Raw genomic sequence first — 17,475 nt, 5'->3', positions numbered from 1 at the left:
CCCGGATCGGGCCTTTCCAACGGTGATAAGGGGTATAGTCATGGGCAATGTGGTAGTCGTCGGGTCCCAGTGGGGCGACGAAGGCAAAGGCAAGATTGTCGATTGGCTGTCCGAACGCGCCGACGTGGTTGTGCGCTTCCAGGGCGGGCACAATGCCGGCCACACGCTCGTCATCGATGGCAAGGTCTATAAACTGTCGCTGCTGCCTTCGGGCATCGTGCGCGGTGGCAAGATCAGCGTGATCGGCAACGGTGTTGTCGTTGACCCTTGGGCGCTCCTGAAGGAAATCGAGGCGATCAAGGGGCAGGGTGTGGATGTATCCCCCGCCAACCTGCAGATCGCTGCCAACGCCACCCTTATCATGCCCTACCACCGCGACCTCGATGGTATCCGTGAAGACGCCACCAAAGGCGTGAAGATCGGCACCACCCGCCGCGGCATTGGCCCGGCTTATGAAGATAAGGTCGGCCGCCGCGCCATCCGCGTGTGCGACCTGCAGTCGCGCGAGATCGTGGAAGCCCGCCTTGAAGTCGCACTGACCCACCACAACGCGCTGCTGCGTGGTCTCGGCCATCCGGAGATTGATGCCAAATCCATCGCCGACGAGCTGATGGCGCTGGCGCCGAAAATCCTGCCCTATGTTTCGAACGTATGGCGTACGCTGGATGAAGCCCAGAAGGCCGGCTCGAAAGTCCTGTTCGAGGGCGCGCAAGGTACGCTTCTGGACGTTGACCACGGCACCTATCCTTTCGTCACCTCGTCGAATACGGTTGCGGGGCAGGCATCGGGCGGTTCGGGCATGGGGCCGGGGTCGCTCGGTTACATTCTCGGCATCACCAAGGCCTACACCACCCGCGTGGGCTCGGGCCCGTTCCCGACCGAACTGAACGACGAGATCGGCCAGTATATCGGCGAAAAGGGCCGCGAGTTCGGCACCGTCACCGGTCGTGCCCGCCGCTGTGGCTGGTTCGATGCCGTGCTGGTGCGCCAGTCGCTGACCATTTCGGGCGTGCATGGCATTGCGCTTACCAAGCTTGATGTGCTTGACGGCCTTGATGAACTCAAGGTTTGCGTCGGTTACAAGCACAAGGGCGAAATTGTCGATTACCTGCCGTATGGCATGGAAGACCAAGCGGCTGTCGAGCCCGTTTATGAAGTGCTCGAAGGCTGGAAAGACAGCACCTACGGCGCCCGCTCGTGGGCCCAGCTGCCGGCCACGGCGATCAAGTATATTCGCCGGATCGAGGAGCTGATTGGTGTGCCCGTGGCGCTTCTGTCGACCAGCCCCGAGCGCGACGACACGATCCTCGTGCGGGATCCCTTCCTCGGCTGAGGCTCATAGGGCAGCCCTATTAACCAATTGCATCGTCTCGGCGTTTCCGCCAAAGTACCGACCATGTTTGGACATCGGTTTACTGGCGGCGGGGGGCGCCGGCGGAAACCGCTGTCTGGCGCAGCGGAGATGGCGTGGTGAGTAGCGAACAGGTTCCGGTGCCAAACGAGGCGAACGCGTTTAGCGAACGCTTCCGCATCGATACATCGAAGCCGCTGCCCGAGTTTTCAACCCCGGGCGGTGACGCCTATATGGTTGTGGACGGTGAGCATTCTGACCGGCCCTATTATGCGCTGGTCCACAATCCCACGGTTTCCGTCCGCAATACAGTTTTCAAGCACCTTTCCGACGATCCGATCGCATCGCTCATTTGCCCCATAGAACGCGGGCTCATGAATGTTGACCTGCCGGGGGGGATCAAGCAGCGCCTTGTTACCATCTTTGAGCGCCCGACCGGCGGCCCGCTTCTTGGGCAGAAGGGGGAGGCGCACCCGAAGCTGAATACGGGCCGTCTGCGCCAGAGCATCGCCCTGCAGCTGTTGAAGGCGCTTGCCGGTCTTCACAAGCGCGGGGTCTATCACCGCTGCATCCGCCCGACGTCCATCTATTTCGCCAACAAGGATAGCGAAGATATCGTGCTTGGCGAATGCTACAGCACTCCCGCCGGCTACAAGCAACCGATGGGGCTTGAACCCTTGGAACTTGCGTTCGCACAGGATGCCGGGCGCGGGCAGGGCAGCGAGGCCGCGGACTATTACCAGCTTGGTGCTACGCTGCAGTGTCTCTATTTCGGGGAAATGCTCTGGAATGGCAGGGACCGGGACAGCCTGCTAACCGCAAGGGTCAACCAGGGTTCCTTCTGGGCGCTCTCTGGCGGCCGGGATGTGCCGGGTACGCTCGGCGTGTTACTGCGCGGCCTGATGGCGGATGAGCCCGAAGCGCGCTGGGTCGCGTCCGACGTGATCGCCTGGTACGAAGGCAATACCGCGCCGAAGCGCACGCCGATGAAATCATGGGCAATGAACCGGCCGTCGAAATTCGAAGGCACGGCCTATGTGGATCGCCGCCTGATGGCCGATGCCTTCGGGCGCAATCCGGTGGCGGCCGCCAAGTTTCTTCGCAAGCTCGACTTCCCCATGTGGGTTCAGCAAAGCCTGCGCGATGTGATCTTCACCGAAAAGCTGGACCGCGCGCTTGCCGTGCGCCCCGGTGATACGATGGGTGCGGGCCGCAATGCCGACTTCGAGATGGTGGCGCGGGTCTGCATGTTCCTCGATCCGACGGGGCCGATCCGCTACAAGTCGCTTTCGCTGTTCCTTGATGCCTTCCCTGCCGTTATCGCCGATGCCTTTGCGCGGGACGACAAGGACGCACTTGCAGCCCTTGATGAACTGCTGGAATCCCCTTTCATCGCGACGCTTGTCGATATTTCAGCGGACAAGAGCGGTCGTCTGCTCGGCCATTCAACGGCGCTGCGCAAATATTTCGACATGTCGAGCAGCCGCCAGCTCGGGAAGGGGATGGAGCGGGTTCTGTATGAGCTGAATTCCGCCTTGCCCTGCCAGTCCTCGCGTTTCAAGAGCGTCTGGATCGGGTCGGTCAGGCAGCTGATCATGGCGCTCGACCGGTTGGCCGGCACTGGCGGGGGGGATACCGCCATGTATGACCGGCATATCGCGGCCTTCTGCGCCGTACACGGGCTGGATCTTGAACGCTATATCAACCAGATGGCAGCGGCACAGGGTGACCCGGCGCGGTTCAACACGATTGTGGCCGAGTTTTTTGGAACCCTGCAGGCGCAGCTCAAGATACCGTCCCTGCCCAACCTGACGGCAAAGGTGACCGAGGGGCTGGGTGCCGCGATCAAGAAGCTGCGGAGCAAGGCGCGGCGCGAAGGGGTCGAGAAGCTGGTCGAGAAGGTCAAGAAAAGCGGCGATATCGCCCGCCTTGTCCGCGAGGTGAATGTCAGTCGCCTGAGCCACGAGGATGCCGCCGAGTTTGCGCAGGTGCGTCAGGTGATGGTCCAGATCGAGCGGGACCGCATGCGGCTTGCCCGCAAGATGACAGCGGCCGACCCCGAAGCCCAGATGAAGGGGCTGAAGGCCGCGCGCATGATTGCCACGGGCCTAGCGGTCTTCGGCATGACGCTGATTGTGTTGTAAGGAGTTAGGCCGAAGATGCGCAGAGGCGGCAACAAGCAGATAAGGATGCGACGGGCACCGAGCGTGGGTGCACGGCTGATGCCGCTTTTCATGCTGCTGGTGGCCGGGCTTGCCGTCTTCAACATGCCCGTTGCAGCACTGCTGTGCTTCGGCATGATCCCGACGATCGTGATTGTTTACACTGCCACTGGCATATACGCGGGCCTCAAGGCGCAGATCGTCGGCCTGTCGAACCTTGCCGGTGTTCTGGCGGCGATTGCAGGCCCCAGCCAGCAAGTGATGAATCCGCCGGTCTTCGACACCTATGGTCTCGCGCTTGCCTTTGCCGGCGCCGCCTTCGGCTATGGCCTCGTTTTCATGGGACCGATCGTGGCGGCGGTTGTCCTGCAAAGTTTCTCGCAGGAACGGCTGCGGCAACTGACGAAACAGCGCCAGACGCTGATCGAGCAGTGGGGTGGGGAAATACTAGTCAGTCCCGTAGAAACGAAACCCGACCACGAAGGGTCGGGTTCCTGACTATCTGAAATTTGGATGTGCCGTTCAGGCGTCGACAAGATTGCCGGCGCCAGTTGCCTCAGCGGCTGTCCGGATCGCCTTCTGGACCTTCTCAAACGCGCGTACCTCGATCTGGCGGACCCGCTCGCGGCTGATGCCGTATTCCTGGCTGAGGTCTTCAAGTGTGGTTGCGGGTTCCGTCAGGCGGCGGGCGGTCAGGATGTGCCGCTCGCGCTCATTCAGGTCCTTCATGGCGTCCACGAGAAGTGCACGGCGCTGGTCCATTTCCTCGGCTTCGGCCACGACCGTTTCCTGATCGGGACTTTCATCCACCAGCCAGTCCTGCCATTCACCTTCGGTATCTGCCTTCAACGGCGCATTCAGCGAATGATCCATTGCCGACAGGCGGCCGTTCATGGTGATGACATCGTCTTCGGAAACGGCAAGCTCGGTCGCGATCTTGGTGATCTGTTCGGGCTTCAGCGTGCTGTCGCTTTCGTCCAGTGCCAGAATTTTGCCTTTCAGGCGACGCAGGTTGAAGAACAGTTTCTTCTGTGCGGCGGTGGTGCCGATTTTCACGAGCGACCAGCTGCGCAGGATATATTCCTGAATGGCGGCGCGGATCCACCACATGGCGTAAGTGGAAAGGCGGAAGCCTTTTTCGGGGTCAAAGCGCTTCACCGCCTGCATCATGCCGACGTTGCCTTCGGAGATAAGGTCGGCAATCGGCAGGCCGTAGCCGCGATAGCCCATGGCGATCTTTGCCACCAGCCGCAGGTGCGAGGTAACGAGCTTGTGGGCGGCCTTGCTGTCCTCATGCTCGGCCCAGGCTTTGGCAAGCATATATTCCTCGCCCGCTTCCAGCATGGGGAAACGGCGGATTTCCTGCAGATACTGGCTGAGGCTTCCTTCCGGGGACAGGGTCGGCAGATTGCTCTGAATCGCTGTCATGCTTGGTTCCTCTCTTGTCGCAAACGCTTCGGTTTCTGACCGAATTTCTTCTCATGACCATGCAACAAGCCACCGTCTCCGTCAAATCACCTTCCGATGATCGGCGGGCGGGGGTGGCTTCTTTCAGGTGTCGCCGAGGCGCATGGGATCAAGCGCGTTCAGGAGCGACGTCATGTCATGTGGGAGTTCGCTTTCAAATCTCAAGGTCTCGCCGGTCACCGGATGCACAAATCCCAGAACGCGGGCATGCAGCGCCTGCCGGGTGAAGCCGAGAATGGCCCCGCGCGCCGCTGCCGGCGTGGTGGAGGGCAGCTTGTGGTTGCGGCCATAAACGGGGTCGCCGACAAGCGGATGGCCGATATGGGTCATGTGCACCCGCACCTGATGGGTGCGGCCGGTCTCGAGCTTGCATTCGATGAGGGCAGCCACCGGATGGCCATTATGGGCGAAGGCATGGATGGTGCGATAGTGGGTGGCGGCCCATTTGCCGCCTGTGGGTGTCACGGCCATGCGTTTGCGGTCCACCGGGTGGCGCGCGATATTGCCTTCGATGCGGCCGGCGACCGGCGAAGGGATGCCCCGGCAAACGGCGGCATAGAGCCGTTCGATACTATGGTCGGCAAACTGCACGGCAAGGCCCGTATGCGCCTTGTCATGCTTTGCCATCACCAGAAGGCCGGAGGTGTCCTTGTCGATCCGGTGCACGATGCCCGGGCGCTTCACCCCGCCGATGCCGGATAGGCTGTCGCCGCAATGGTAGAGAAGCGCATTCACAAGCGTGCCATTGGGGCTGCCGGCTGCGGGATGCACCACCATGCCCGGCGCCTTGTTGATGACGATCAGGTGCGCGTCCTCGTAAACTACATCCAGCGGGATATCCTCGGGCAGCGGCAAGGGCGCCTCGGGCGGCGGGATCAGCACAGAGAAGCTCTCGCCGGGTTTGACCGCGCGCGAGGCGCTGAGTATGGTGCCGGGGGCTTTGGCGCTATTCAGGCGCACATTGCCTTCCTCGATGAGGGCCTTGATCCGCGAGCGCGACAGGTCGGCAAAGGCTTCGGCCAGAAACCGGTCCAGCCGCCCGCCGGTGCCTTCGGGCACCGTGGCGCTCAGGCTGCTCGCGGCGCTATCTGCGCCGTCAAGCTCCTCATCGTCGATTTCGTCGTTCGGCTTCTCGTTCATGGAGACACTATATGGCTGCTGCCGACCCAAAAGTCACGCCCGGTGAGGATGTTGAGTATGACCGTCCGCCCATGTGGCTGAAGGTCCTCGTCATCGTGCTGGGCATTGCCATTGTCGGTATGCTCGTTGCCATCGTGACGAAGATCATGACGGGGCTCGGGGATGAGCCGCAGCCGGTGGAAACCGCCGAGGTGGCTGTCGCCGCCCCCGTGCCCATGGTTGCCGGCGAAATCAGCATCAAGCGTCCCGATGGCGCTACGCTTGTTTCGACCTCGCTTTCGGGCAACCGGCTGGTGCTGACCTTCCGGGGCGATGACGGCGACCATATCCTTGTGCTTGATCAGGCGACCGGCACCGAGCGCTGGGTGCATATCCCCAAATGAGCGTGACGCTGGCGCCGGGGCTTCTGGATGCACTGGAGGCGCTGGCCCTGGAGGCTGCCCCGCATGAAGCCTGCGCCATGCTGTTGGGCACACGGGATCATATTGCCGGCTATGTACCAAGCCGCAACGTGACCGACGCCGACCCCGCCCGTAATTTCGAGATCGATCCCGCCCTTCTCCTGCGCCTGCACCGTGAAGCGCGCGAGGGCGGCCCGGCGATTGCGGGGGTGTGGCACAGCCATCCAAACGGCAGGCCTGAGCCTTCTGATGAAGACCGTGCCCGCTCGGTCGAGCCCGGTTGGATATGGCTCATCACTGCCGTAACCGGAGAGGAAACGGTAACCGGTTGCTGGCGTGCCGATGACAATGACGCGCATCGTCTCGCTGCAGTCTCATACAGTATTGAAACCGGTTGAATTTCAGTAGATTGACAAAAACATGAAACCCGTTCTCAAATCGTGTTTTCGGTTCGAGTTTGGGGGTATGCAATCATGAAAAATCGGTTTTCAAAGATCATTCTGACGGCGGGGCTCGGTGTCAGCCTCTGGGCTGCGCCAGCAACGGCACAGTCGAAATATGAATTCTATAATCAGGCGGTCGTTGCCCATAAGGCAGGCGACATGACGAAAGCAATGGAGCTTTATCGTAAGGCCGCTGACGCCGGCGTCGGTGAAGCTGCCTATACGCTCGCCACTGCCTATCTGAACGGTGCCGGAGTGGCGCTGGACAAGAAAGCCGCTCTCACCTGGTTCGAGAAGGCGGCAAGTCTCGGCTATGAGAAGGGCTATTACGGAGCTGCGACCATTCTCTTGGGGCAGGACGAAGCGCTGCGCGATTTGCCGCGGGGGCTTGGCTATCTCTGGCGACTTGACGGCGTGAAAGTGCCGGAGGCGAGCTATATGTTGGCCGGCATCTATATGGGCGACATCCCGGTCGAAGGTGTCAAAAAGGATTCGGCGAAGGCGATCGAGTATCTGGTGACGGCCTCTGACGGCGATCTCGCCGCCGCGTCCTGGATGCTCGGGCGCTATTACTATTACGGCCATGAAGTCGAGGAGAACAAGGACCAGGGGATTGCCTGGTATGTTCTTGCCACCGAGCAGGGCAGTAAAGAGGCGCGCGAGGCGCTGGAAGCCCTGACGGAGCCCAGGGAAATGTTCGCGGCGGGTATCTTCTATTACGATAGCGACTATGCAGCCCGTGACCAGGCCAAGGCCCTGAGCTGGTTTGAAAAAGCAGGAGAGGCCGGGTACGCAGATGCCCAGTTCTCTGCCGGCATCGTGCTGAATGAGGCGGACGCTCAGCGGCACGAAATTGTTGCAGGATTGCTGGGCGATCCCCGCGAAGAGCAGGGTGACAATGTCGATCAGGATCAGGCGCGGGCCAATGGCTGGTTCGAACGTGCGGCCGGCCAAGGCCATAAGGGCGCACAAAGCACACTCGCCAACAATCTGTTCAACGGGTTCGGGCAGGACGCCGACCGTACGGCGGCCATTGCATGGGCACGAAAGGCAGCAGCAGGTGGTGACGCAGATGCGCTCACAGACCTTGCGACCTACCTGTGGGACGATGGCAAAGGTAGTGCCACGGAAATGGCCGAAGCCCGTTCCTATTTCATCACAGCGGACGCCGCGGGGGTAAAGGCTGCGCGCTATCTGCTTGGCTACATGCAGGTGGAAGGGCACGGTGGTGCTCGGGACTTGAAGGCGGGCATTGCCAGCCTGAAGGAAGTGGCGGCCGACTTCCCCTATGCCTACGACAAGCTATACGATCTGGCCATTCACGGGCAGGGCATGAACCGCGGTGAGGCCGAGGAATGGCTCGTCAAGGGTAGCGAGTCCGCCGAAATGGACCTTACCCAATACAAGACGGAGCTTGCCGATGTCTTTTTCGAAGGCACTTCCCTTTTCAAGCAGGATGTAGAGCTGGCAGTTCGCCTTTATACCGAGGCGGCAGAGGCAATGAATGCAACGGCACGCGCAAAGCTCGGGCTTCTCTATTACTACGGAAAAGATGTTCGGCAGGACTATACCAAGGCAGCCGACTATCTTTCTGGGTTCAGCTCTTTTGGCGCAGGCTGGAACTTCGGCAAGGATGTGGGCTTCAGCTATCAGGAAGTCTGCTACGCAAAAGCCATCATGTATGCCGAAGGCAAGGGCTATGCCCGGGATATGGATGAAGCCGTAACCCTTATGAAAGGGGCCGCATTCGGAAACGAAAAGTGGAAGGCTGCCGCCGAGGCGTGGGCCCGGAAAAACGGCAAATCGCTGAAATGACGGTTAGACAAATAAAAAGGCCCGGACATCGCTGCCGGACCTTTTCTTATACGTGTCGTTCGGGGTGCCTCAGAACGGAACCCAGCGACGCTTTTCGGTGATGTTGAGATAGCCGAGCGAGGCTTGCGCCCGGAGGCCCACGCCGACCCGCACCATGGCGATGGTGAAATCCTTGTTGCCATACATGCTGATGCCAAGGCCGCCGACATAATAGAAACTGCCTTCCATGGCGCTGATGCGGCGGTAGATTTCCTGCGTGTCATAAAGGCCGTAAACAAGCGCGAAGACCTTCACGGCGTCTGCACCGGCATCCAGCCCGATTGACGGACCGGTCCAGTGTACCTTGCGCTGGCCTTCGATCTTGTGATTGAGCATGCCGTCGCCGTAGCGGAGGCCGACAATCAGGCCGCCGCCTGCTTCCGAGCCTTCGATATAGGCGTTCGGGCGACCGTTCTTCTTGAAGATGCCTTCAAGTGTCTTGGCCATCACTTCGGCACCTTCGCCGAGGTAGGCGGAGCCTTTCTCAACGATGGTGGCTTCGTCATAGGTGTTTTCATCGGTCGATTGCGCCGCTGCTGCAATCGATGCGACGAGGACGGCGATGAAGCCGATCATCAGAAGGGCCAGCCAATGACCCTGATGGTGCCACGAGCGAGGTGACGTGCCTGACATGCTTGAATACCCCCGATTCTGTTCCGAACCTTTCGGTGCCCGGATTTCGGTGGCGAGCATAACGCTCTTTCCCCGCACCGGGCAACTGTCAGTCATGGCTAATAGGCCGCTGTGGCAGGATTAGGGCAATCAAGTTTCTGTCATGTCGCTTTCTCTTGAAAGCCCACGGCCTGTATCTCAATATCTCGTCGGGGAAAATATGCACGAAGGGAGGTATGACTGGCGATGCTCGGTCTTATGCAAAACTGGCCGCTTCTGGTCTCAAAAATTCTTACACACGCGGAAATCAATCACCCGGAACGCGAGGTGATCAGCATGCAGCCCGAAGGCGGGCAGGTGCGGATGACCTGGGGCGATATCGCCCGTCGCTCGCGCCAGTGCGCCGAGGCGCTCGCGAAGCTTGGCGTGAAACAAGGTGACCGCGTGGCGACGCTCGCCTGGAACACCAACCGCCATGTGGAAGCCTGGTATGCCTCCTCGGGAATGGGGGCGGTGAACCATACGATCAACCCGCGGCTTTTCCCGGAGCAGATCGTCTATATCGCCAATCATGCCGAGGACAAGGTCCTCATGTTCGATATCACCTTCCTGCCGCTCATCGAGAAGCTGGCGCCGACGATGAAGTCGATCGAACATTACATCATCATGGTCGGCCACGAGCATATGCCGCAGACGAGCCTGCCGAACGTGCATTCCTATGAAGCGCTGCTCGCCGCCGAGCCGGGCACCTTCGAATGGCCGGAACTTGATGAAAACACCGCGTGCGGCCTTTGTTACACATCCGGAACGACGGGTCACCCGAAGGGCGTGCTTTATAGCCACCGGTCGAACTTCCTGCATACCCTTGTCTGCCTTTCGACCGACACGCTGAAGATCAGCGCAACCTCGACCGTGCTCCCTGTGGTTCCGATGTTCCATGCGAACGCGTGGGCGATCCCTTATGCAACGGCGGCGGCAGGCTCCAAGCTCGTGCTCAACGGCCCGCACCATGATCCTGAAACGCTGCACAAGCTGATCAAGGACGAGGGCATCACGGTGACGGCGGCGGTGCCGACCATCTGGAACGGCATGCTTGCCTATATCAAGGCGAACAATCTGGATATGAAACCGCTTGAGCTTGTCACCATCGGTGGCTCGGCGGTGCCGCGCTCGATGATCGAAACCTTCCAGAAGGATTATGGCGTGCGCGTCAACCATGCCTGGGGCATGACGGAAATGAGCCCGCTTGGCTCCGTCGGTTCCGAAAACGGCGCGATCATGGATCTTTCGGCGCAGGACAAGCTCGACTATCAGGTCAAGCAGGGCCGTCCGCCCATCGGTGTGGAGCTGTGCATCAAGGATGACGACGGCAACATGCTGGCGCGCGACGGCAAGACCGCCGGCCGCCTGATGGCGCGCGGCCCGTGGGTGATCGACAGCTATTACCGCGCCGACGAAACCGCGCTCGATGAGGACGGCTGGTTCGACACTGGCGACGTGGCCGCCCTTGACCCGGCGAGCTATATCCAGATCACTGACCGCTCTAAAGACGTGATCAAATCGGGCGGCGAATGGATCAGCTCGATCGATCTTGAAAACGAGGCTGTGGCGCATCCGGATGTGACCGAAGCCGCCGTTATCGGTGTGCGCCATCCGAAGTGGGAAGAACGCCCGCTGATGATCATCACGGTGAAGGAAGGCAAGACGGTCAGCCGCGACAATATGCTCGAATTCCTCGAACCCCGCTGCGCCAAATGGTGGCTGCCGGATGATGTGGTGACGGTTGAAAGCATTCCCCACACCGCCACCGGCAAGATTTCGAAGAAGGACCTTCGCGATCAGTTCAAGGATTACAAGCTGCCAACGGCTTGAGGGAGAAACAGCATGAGTGCCGGCTTCAAGGATCATTTCTCAGGTTCTGCCGGCACTTATGCCGAAGCACGACCGGATTATCCGGATATCCTGTTCGAATGGCTTGCCGCCCAGTGCCGCGCGCATGACCGCGTGTGGGACTGCGCCACGGGAAACGGGCAGGCGGCTGTGGCGCTTGCCCGCCATTTCGGACAGGTCGTGGCGACGGACGCCAGCGCCAAACAGATCGAAGCCGCGAAACAGGCGCCGAACATCAGCTACCGGGTGGCCCCGGCGGAAGCGAGCGGCCTTGAGGATGCGTGCTGCGACCTTGTCACTGTCGCGCAGGCCTTGCACTGGTTTGATCTTGATGCCTTTTACAGGGAAGCCCGCCGGGTGCTGAAGCCGGGCGGCGTGCTGGCTGTCTGGACCTATGCGCCGCTCCATGCGCCCGAAGACCCGGCGGTGGATGAAGCCTTCCGGCATTTTCAGGATGTCACGCTCGGCCCCTGGTGGCCGATGGAGCATGACCATTGCCGCAACGGATATGCTGATCTCGACTTCCCGTTCGAGCGTATAACAGCACCGAAACTGGTGATCGAACGCCACTGGGGAACCCGGGAACTGGCTGCCTATGCTGCCAGCTGGTCGTCAACGGCGGCCTTCCGGAAGTCCGAAGGGCACGATCCGATCCCCGAACTGGTGACCGCCCTTGAGGCCGCGTGGGGTGAACCCGAAAAACGCTGCCGCATCCTCTGGGATATCACCATCCACGCCACGAGGCTTTGAAAGGACCGCCCCGATGCTCACTGTCCATCACCTGAACAACAGCCGGTCCCAGCGTGTCCTCTGGATGCTTGAGGAACTGGAGGAACCGTACGAGATCGTCCATCACGCTCGTGACGCGAAAACCAACCGGGCGCCCGCCGCCCTGCGCGCCGTGCATCCGCTCGGAAAGGCGCCGGTGCTGGTGGATGGTGACCGGGTGGTTGCCGAAACCGGCTCGATCATCGCCTATCTGCTGCATAGCCGCGCGGGCGACCGGATGAAGGGCGACAGCCCCGAAAACCTCACCTACTGGCTGCACTATGCCGAAGGTTCGGCGATGCCGCCCCTTGTGATGAAGCTCATTTTCTCGATGGTATCGACCCGCAGCCCGGCGCTCATTCGCCCGCTTGCCCGCAAGCTGATCAGCGGCCCGATGAAAGGCTATATTGACCCCGAAATCCGGCTGCATGCCGATTATTGGGAAAAGGCGCTGGATAGCACCGGCTGGTTTGCCGGGCCTGAAATCAGTGCGGCCGATATCATGATGAGCTTCCCGCTCGAGGCCGCGTCGTCACGCGGCTCCATCGGCCCGCGTGCCCATGATTTTCTGGATCGCATCCACGCGCGGCCTGCCTACCGTCGCGCGCTCGAAAACGGCGGGCCTTACGCCTACGCCTGAGCCCAGGCCGCTTCGACCGCCGTGCGGAAAGCGCGAACGGTGGCAGGGTCGGTGATGTTGCGGACATAGCCCGCGTCCTTGGCCATCAGGGGCACATCGGGGCCATAGGCGGACGCCTGCACCGCCTTGCAGGAGGCGTGAATATCGGTGACCCCCGGAAGGCGGGCAAAGGCCGCGACATTCGCGGCGGTCACACCCGCCCCCGGCATGATGGCGATGCGGCCTTCAGCCGCTGCCGCCACTGCCGTCAAACGGTCAATCCCTGCCATGGCAGTGAAAGCACCGCCCGAGGTGAGGATACGCTCGAACCCCAGTCCGATAGCGGTCTCCAGCGCTTCCATTGTGTCCGGCATCACATCGAAGGCGCGGTGCAGGGTGACGCCCAGCCCTTCGCATTCAGCGATCAGGCTTTCCATCGCCTTCACGTCCGCCGCCCCCGTGGCTGTGGTAACCCCGAAAACGACGCCATGGAGGCCGGCCTTGCGGGTGGCTTCGATATCGCGCTTCATCTGGTCAAGCTCGGCCGCCGTATAGATGAAGTCCCCGCCGCGCGGGCGGATCATGGTGTAAACTTGGCCCTTCAGGCCCCGGCACATTTCCATGGCACCGGGTGTAGGCGTCAGGCCGCCCGCTTCAAGCGCGGCGCAAAGCTCGATCCGGTCGGCGCCGTTTTCAAGGGCCGCGAAGGCGCCGTCGATCGTATCGACACAGACTTCGATTGTGGGCAGGCGGGTCATGATCAGACATTGCTCCGGATAAGGTCGAGGAAGGCGTCACCATATTTGTCGGCCTTCTTCTCGCCAACGCCGTTGACGCCAAGCAGTTCGCGGCGGGTCGAAGGCCGCAGCCGGGCCATGTCGGCCAGCGTCTTGTCGGCGAAAATCACATAGGCCGGTACGTCGGCGGCGTCGGCCAGGTCTCGGCGCAGGGCCTTCAGCGCCATATAAAGCTCGCCGTCCCCTGCCGACAGTTCAACCGGCGTGGCGGTCGATTTCATCTTGGGCGTCGCCCGGCGCGGCAGGCTGTCTTTCAACGACACCTCGACACCGCCTGCAAGGATCGCGCGACCGCGTTTCGTCAGTTTCAGGGCGCCGTAACCTTCAAGGTCAAGGCTCAGGTAGCCAGCGGCCAGCATCTGGCGCAGGTAACTTTGCCACTGGTGGCGGTCACGCGGGCGCCCGGCGCCGAAGGCGGGCAGTTCATGATGGCCTGCCGATTTGATCTTGGCGGTTGCGGCCCCCATCAGGATATCCAGAAGGTGGGCCTGCCCGTAGCGCTCATCCGTGGCGATCAGCATCTCGGCGACGATCTCGGCTTCCTGCGTGCCATCGAATACGCTCGGCGGGCTGTCGCACACATCGCAGTTGCCGCAGGGCTCGGACGCTTCCCCGAAATAGGAAAGGATCATCTGGCGGCGGCAGGTGACGGCTTCGGCATAGCCCAGAAGCACATTCAGCCGCTGCCATTCCACCCGTTTGCGTTCGTCGCCCGCATTGCCGCTGTCGATCATCGCGCGGCGGCGCCCGATATCGCCAAGGCCGTATAGCATCACGGCGCGGGCCGGGTTGCCGTCGCGCCCTGCGCGGCCGATTTCCTGATAATAGGCTTCCATATTGGCGGGCAGGTCAGCATGCACCACGAAGCGCACGTCCGGCTTGTCGATCCCCATGCCGAAGGCGATGGTGGCGGTCATGACAAGATCAGGTTCCGACAGGAAACGGTTCTGGTGAATATGCCGCGTGTGGGCATCCATCCCGGCATGATAGGGAATGGCCTTGATGCCGGCAGCGTTCAGCCGTTCGGCAGTTTCCTCCACCCCCTTGCGCGACAGGCAATAGACAATGCCTTGTGCGCCACCGGCGGCGAGTTCACCCACCAGCTTCACAAGCTGCGCCGGGCCGCCGGCCTTTTCACGCACGTCCAGATGGATGTTCGGGCGGTCGAAGCCGAAGGTAAAAGTCTCGCCGTCGCCGCCGAACAGTTTGTCGCCGATATCGCCTTGGGTCACCGTATCAGCGGTGGCCGTGAAGGCACCGATGGCAGCCTGCGGGAAGGTCTCGCGCAAGGTGCCAAGGGTCAGATATTCAGGCCGAAAATCGTGACCCCACTGCGAAACGCAGTGCGCTTCATCAATCACGATCAGCCGGACCGGTAGCTTGGCAAGGGCCGACAGCATCCTGTCCGTTGTCAGGCGTTCGGGCGACAGATACAGGAACCCCGAATGGCCGCCGGCGATGCGCCGCCAGGCATCGGCGTTCGTCTGCCAGTCCCGGCCGCTATGGATCGCTTCGGCTGCCACACCATTGGCGGTCAGCGCTGCCACCTGATCATTCATCAGGGCAATGAGCGGCGACACAACGATGGTGATCCCGCCCCGAAGCATCCCGGCAAGCTGGTAGCACAGGCTTTTACCGGCACCCGTCGGCATCACGGCAAGCAGCTTGCCGCCCGCGGTCAGCCGGTCGACAATATCTTCCTGACCCCGCCGGAAGGCAGAAAAGCCGAAAACGGAGGCGAGGATTTCGTGTTTGTCGGGGCGGGTGCCGGCAGCGGTGTCCGGCATCGTCACACCTGCCGGGTCGGCATCAGGTCGTGAAAGTCGGGCACTTCATGCATGGCCGCCACATGCAGGGCCGTCATCAGGAACATGAAGGCCCCGCCGACGATCATCGATACCGGCAGCTCGATGGCAGCGGGCGCCAGCGCCACGATCAGCGTGCCGATGGTCATGTTGCAGAAGGTGACCATAACGGCGATGAAGGCGAAGCTTGAAACGATGGGGCCGCCGAACAGGCGCCCGCGCCGCCATGCGGAAAGGAAGCTCTCGGTGCGGTCGCGCGCCGCAGCCGCGTTCGCGAGATTGACGATAGCCGCCACCATCATGACGCTGCCAAGCATCAGGACAGCGATCACCAGCTGCACAAAGGCCGCCGGGATGAACTGCGCGATGGTCACCAGCACGATGATCAGCGAAAGGCTGACGCCCGCGCCCGTGATCATATGGCCGAAAAGGCGGAAGCCGCGCCGGGCGCTGTCGCCGTAACTGAGGCCAAGCGGCGCCGGGGCATCGGGCGCCACAGCGCGCGCCCACGGGGCGATCAGCTGTGCCGTTGCCGCCATCACCAGTATATGGCAGATGATGACCGTGAAGAAGCCGTCGCCGAGAATCGCTGCCATGCGTTCGCTGCGTTCGGGGTCAGGCATCGTCTGGTCGGCCATCACGGTGAAAAGGTCCGAAACCACAGGCCACGCGGGCGCATAAAGAAGCCCGGAAACGGCCCCGCACATCAGCGACAGCAGGAACAGCAGCATGGCGCGGGCGCGGGCAGCGCGGAAGGCGGCCTTCAGGAGGCTGAGGGTCGTCGGCGTGCGGAAAGTCATTGGCATCCAAATCTCTCTGGGTGGCGATTGGGCCACCTTGTGCCCCCTCATGTGTCCTCTTGCCGCACATCGTGTCAAGCCGCTTGCACTTCAATTGGCTTTGGTGCTTTCTCGGGGCAGCCACAATCAAGGGAGGATCGGATGGCAGGGCCGCTTGCGGGTGTGAAAGTGCTGGATCTGTCGCGCGTGCTCGCGGGGCCGTGGGCGGGGCAGCTTCTGGCCGACCTTGGCGCCGATGTCATCAAGGTGGAACGCCCCGGTGCCGGCGACGACACACGCGGCTGGGGTCCGCCGTACCTCAAGGACAAGGACGGCAACGAGACCGGCGAGGCGGGTTATTATCTTTCCGCCAACCGCGGCAAGCGTTCTATCGCCATCGATATCTCGAAGCCTGAAGGGCAGGCGGTGATCCATAAACTCGCCCGCCGCGCCGATGTGCTTCTCGAAAACTACAAGGTCGGCGGCCTGAAAAAATACGGGCTCGACTTTGAAAGCCTGAAGGCCGAGTGCCCGGGGCTTGTTTACTGCTCCGTCACGGGCTTCGGGCAAACCGGGCCTTATGCAGATCGTGCGGGCTATGATTTCATGATCCAGGCGATGGGCGGGCTGATGTCCATCACTGGCGAGCGTGACGACAAGCCGGGCGGCGGCCCGCAGAAGGTAGGGGTCGCGGTGTCCGACCTCACCACGGGGCTTTACGGCGTGATCGGCATTCTGGCCGCCCTTCGCCACCGCGACCTGACGGGCGAGGGCCAGCATATCGATATGGCGCTGCTGGACGTGACGCTCGGCCTACTTGGCAACCAGAATATGAACTGGTTCATCGGCGGCAATGTGCCGAAGCGCGCGGGCAACGCCCACGCCAATATCGTGCCCTATCAGGATTTCGCGACCGCCGACGGGCATATCATTCTGGCCGCCGGCAATGACCGCCAGTTCAAGGCCTTCTGCGAGGTCGCGGGTGATCCTGCCCTTGCCGAAAATCCACGTTTCGCCACCAACCGTGCCCGCGTTGAAAACCGCGAGGCAGTGGTGCCGCTGGTGGCAGCACTGATTGCCAAAAAAACGACCGCAGAATGGATCGCCATTCTTGAGGATGTGGCGGTGCCGTGCGGCCCGATCAACACGATTCCGCAGGCTTTCGCTGACCCGCAGGTGGTGTCGCGCGGGCTGGCGTTCGAACTGGACCATCCGCTTTCCGGCAAGGTGCCGCAGGTGGCATGCCCCATCAAATTTTCGGGCACACCCATCGTCTATGAGAAGGCGCCGCCGATGCTTGGCCAACATTCGGATGAAATCCTTGGCGAACTGGGCTTTAATGCTGAGGAAATCGGCGCCCTGAAATCCGGTGGCGCCATCGGCTGAT

Annotated in this window: 16 protein-coding genes; 10 read left to right on the top strand and 6 right to left on the bottom strand. The window is 61.7% G+C overall.

Features of this window, described 5'->3' with window-relative positions; translation table 11 throughout:
- Window positions 1–40: 40 nt before the first annotated feature.
- The 3 genes from PH603_RS14615 (at window position 41) to PH603_RS14605 (ending at window position 4,011) form a co-directional block, all read left to right on the top strand.
- Window positions 41–1,333 (top strand): adenylosuccinate synthase, encoded by a 1,293-nt coding sequence (locus tag PH603_RS14615; protein ID WP_289503358.1) that lies wholly within the window; start codon window positions 41–43, stop codon window positions 1,331–1,333.
- Between the two features lie 137 nt (window positions 1,334–1,470).
- Window positions 1,471–3,495 (top strand): protein kinase family protein, encoded by a 2,025-nt coding sequence (locus PH603_RS14610; RefSeq protein ID WP_289503357.1) that lies wholly within the window; start codon window positions 1,471–1,473, stop codon window positions 3,493–3,495.
- 45 nt (window positions 3,496–3,540) lie between these two features.
- On the top strand, window positions 3,541–4,011 hold the full coding sequence (locus PH603_RS14605) for a hypothetical protein (RefSeq protein WP_289503355.1): 471 nt from the start codon (window positions 3,541–3,543) through the stop codon (window positions 4,009–4,011).
- Window positions 4,012–4,035: 24 nt separating this feature from the next.
- Here PH603_RS14605 and rpoH read toward each other — a convergent pair whose 3' ends face one another.
- On the bottom strand, window positions 4,036–4,941 hold the full coding sequence (rpoH, locus tag PH603_RS14600) for an RNA polymerase sigma factor RpoH (protein ID WP_289503354.1): 906 nt from the start codon (window positions 4,939–4,941) through the stop codon (window positions 4,036–4,038).
- A 123-nt stretch (window positions 4,942–5,064) separates the two neighbouring features.
- Complete coding sequence (locus PH603_RS14595) at window positions 5,065–6,120, bottom strand: RluA family pseudouridine synthase (protein ID WP_289503353.1); 1,056 nt, start codon at window positions 6,118–6,120, stop codon at window positions 5,065–5,067.
- A gap of 11 nt (window positions 6,121–6,131) precedes the next feature.
- Between PH603_RS14595 and PH603_RS14590 the strand changes: the two genes are divergently transcribed.
- The 3 genes from PH603_RS14590 (at window position 6,132) to PH603_RS14580 (ending at window position 8,779) form a co-directional block, all read left to right on the top strand.
- Window positions 6,132–6,503 carry a hypothetical protein gene (locus PH603_RS14590; protein ID WP_289503352.1) on the top strand — a complete coding sequence of 124 codons (372 nt, stop codon included), beginning with the start codon at window positions 6,132–6,134 and terminating at the stop codon, window positions 6,501–6,503.
- Window positions 6,500–6,919, top strand: a complete 420-nt coding sequence (locus PH603_RS14585) for a M67 family metallopeptidase (RefSeq protein ID WP_289503350.1) — start codon at window positions 6,500–6,502, stop codon at window positions 6,917–6,919. The genes PH603_RS14590 and PH603_RS14585 overlap by 4 nt, the downstream gene beginning before the upstream one ends.
- A 75-nt stretch (window positions 6,920–6,994) precedes the next feature.
- Window positions 6,995–8,779, top strand: coding sequence for a tetratricopeptide repeat protein (locus PH603_RS14580; protein ID WP_289503348.1), 1,785 nt, complete (start codon window positions 6,995–6,997; stop codon window positions 8,777–8,779).
- A 69-nt stretch (window positions 8,780–8,848) separates the two neighbouring features.
- On the opposite strand, the gene PH603_RS14575 is transcribed toward PH603_RS14580, so the two are convergent.
- Window positions 8,849–9,451: an EipA family protein gene (locus PH603_RS14575; protein ID WP_289503346.1), complete on the bottom strand. Its 603-nt coding sequence runs from the start codon at window positions 9,449–9,451 to the stop codon at window positions 8,849–8,851.
- Between the two features lie 225 nt (window positions 9,452–9,676).
- Between PH603_RS14575 and PH603_RS14570 the strand changes: the two genes are divergently transcribed.
- The 3 genes from PH603_RS14570 to PH603_RS14560 are packed head-to-tail and all read left to right on the top strand — an operon-like array spanning window position 9,677 to window position 12,728.
- Window positions 9,677–11,302, top strand: a complete 1,626-nt coding sequence (locus tag PH603_RS14570) for a long-chain fatty acid--CoA ligase (RefSeq protein WP_289503344.1) — start codon at window positions 9,677–9,679, stop codon at window positions 11,300–11,302.
- A gap of 12 nt (window positions 11,303–11,314) precedes the next feature.
- Window positions 11,315–12,070, top strand: coding sequence for a class I SAM-dependent methyltransferase (locus PH603_RS14565; RefSeq protein ID WP_289503342.1), 756 nt, complete (start codon window positions 11,315–11,317; stop codon window positions 12,068–12,070).
- Window positions 12,071–12,083: 13 nt separating this feature from the next.
- Window positions 12,084–12,728, top strand: a complete 645-nt coding sequence (locus PH603_RS14560; protein WP_289503340.1) for a glutathione S-transferase — start codon at window positions 12,084–12,086, stop codon at window positions 12,726–12,728.
- Here the strand turns inward: PH603_RS14560 and PH603_RS14555 are convergent.
- The 3 genes from PH603_RS14555 to PH603_RS14545 are packed head-to-tail and all read right to left on the bottom strand — an operon-like array spanning window position 12,719 to window position 16,115.
- Window positions 12,719–13,465, bottom strand: coding sequence for a copper homeostasis protein CutC (locus PH603_RS14555; RefSeq protein WP_289503338.1), 747 nt, complete (start codon window positions 13,463–13,465; stop codon window positions 12,719–12,721). The two genes, PH603_RS14560 and PH603_RS14555, sit on opposite strands and share 10 nt — an antisense overlap.
- A 2-nt stretch (window positions 13,466–13,467) precedes the next feature.
- Window positions 13,468–15,291 (bottom strand): DNA helicase RecQ, encoded by a 1,824-nt coding sequence (gene recQ, locus PH603_RS14550; RefSeq protein ID WP_289503337.1) that lies wholly within the window; start codon window positions 15,289–15,291, stop codon window positions 13,468–13,470.
- Window positions 15,292–15,293: 2 nt separating this feature from the next.
- Window positions 15,294–16,115 carry a hypothetical protein gene (locus PH603_RS14545; protein WP_289503336.1) on the bottom strand — a complete coding sequence of 274 codons (822 nt, stop codon included), beginning with the start codon at window positions 16,113–16,115 and terminating at the stop codon, window positions 15,294–15,296.
- Window positions 16,116–16,250: 135 nt separating this feature from the next.
- Between PH603_RS14545 and PH603_RS14540 the strand changes: the two genes are divergently transcribed.
- Complete coding sequence (locus PH603_RS14540) at window positions 16,251–17,474, top strand: CaiB/BaiF CoA transferase family protein (RefSeq protein WP_289503334.1); 1,224 nt, start codon at window positions 16,251–16,253, stop codon at window positions 17,472–17,474.
- Window position 17,475 lies beyond the last annotated feature (1 nt).

Source organism: Gimibacter soli (genome assembly GCF_028463845.1).
Classification (GTDB): Bacteria; Pseudomonadota; Alphaproteobacteria; order Sphingomonadales; family Kordiimonadaceae; genus Gimibacter; species Gimibacter soli.
The sequence above is the reverse complement of the archived record's forward strand: the minus strand, read 5'-3'. Positions and strand labels throughout refer to the sequence as shown.

Excerpts from the sequence above, each read along its gene's own strand:
- PH603_RS14570 (WP_289503344.1), top strand. The coding sequence starts at position 9,677 with ATGCTCGGTCTTATGCAAAACTGGCCGCTTCTGGTCTCAAAAATTCTT.
- PH603_RS14565 (WP_289503342.1), top strand. The coding sequence starts at position 11,315 with ATGAGTGCCGGCTTCAAGGATCATTTCTCAGGTTCTGCCGGCACTTAT.
- rpoH (WP_289503354.1), bottom strand. The coding sequence starts at position 4,941 with ATGACAGCGATTCAGAGCAATCTGCCGACCCTGTCCCCGGAAGGAAGC.
- PH603_RS14555 (WP_289503338.1), bottom strand. The coding sequence starts at position 13,465 with ATGACCCGCCTGCCCACAATCGAAGTCTGTGTCGATACGATCGACGGC.
- PH603_RS14585 (WP_289503350.1), top strand. The coding sequence starts at position 6,500 with ATGAGCGTGACGCTGGCGCCGGGGCTTCTGGATGCACTGGAGGCGCTG.
- PH603_RS14615 (WP_289503358.1), top strand. The coding sequence starts at position 41 with ATGGGCAATGTGGTAGTCGTCGGGTCCCAGTGGGGCGACGAAGGCAAA.
- PH603_RS14590 (WP_289503352.1), top strand. The coding sequence starts at position 6,132 with ATGGCTGCTGCCGACCCAAAAGTCACGCCCGGTGAGGATGTTGAGTAT.
- recQ (WP_289503337.1), bottom strand. The coding sequence starts at position 15,291 with ATGCCGGACACCGCTGCCGGCACCCGCCCCGACAAACACGAAATCCTC.
- PH603_RS14540 (WP_289503334.1), top strand. The coding sequence starts at position 16,251 with ATGGCAGGGCCGCTTGCGGGTGTGAAAGTGCTGGATCTGTCGCGCGTG.
- PH603_RS14575 (WP_289503346.1), bottom strand. The coding sequence starts at position 9,451 with ATGTCAGGCACGTCACCTCGCTCGTGGCACCATCAGGGTCATTGGCTG.
- PH603_RS14545 (WP_289503336.1), bottom strand. The coding sequence starts at position 16,115 with ATGCCAATGACTTTCCGCACGCCGACGACCCTCAGCCTCCTGAAGGCC.
- PH603_RS14560 (WP_289503340.1), top strand. The coding sequence starts at position 12,084 with ATGCTCACTGTCCATCACCTGAACAACAGCCGGTCCCAGCGTGTCCTC.
- PH603_RS14580 (WP_289503348.1), top strand. The coding sequence starts at position 6,995 with ATGAAAAATCGGTTTTCAAAGATCATTCTGACGGCGGGGCTCGGTGTC.
- PH603_RS14595 (WP_289503353.1), bottom strand. The coding sequence starts at position 6,120 with ATGAACGAGAAGCCGAACGACGAAATCGACGATGAGGAGCTTGACGGC.
- PH603_RS14605 (WP_289503355.1), top strand. The coding sequence starts at position 3,541 with ATGCGACGGGCACCGAGCGTGGGTGCACGGCTGATGCCGCTTTTCATG.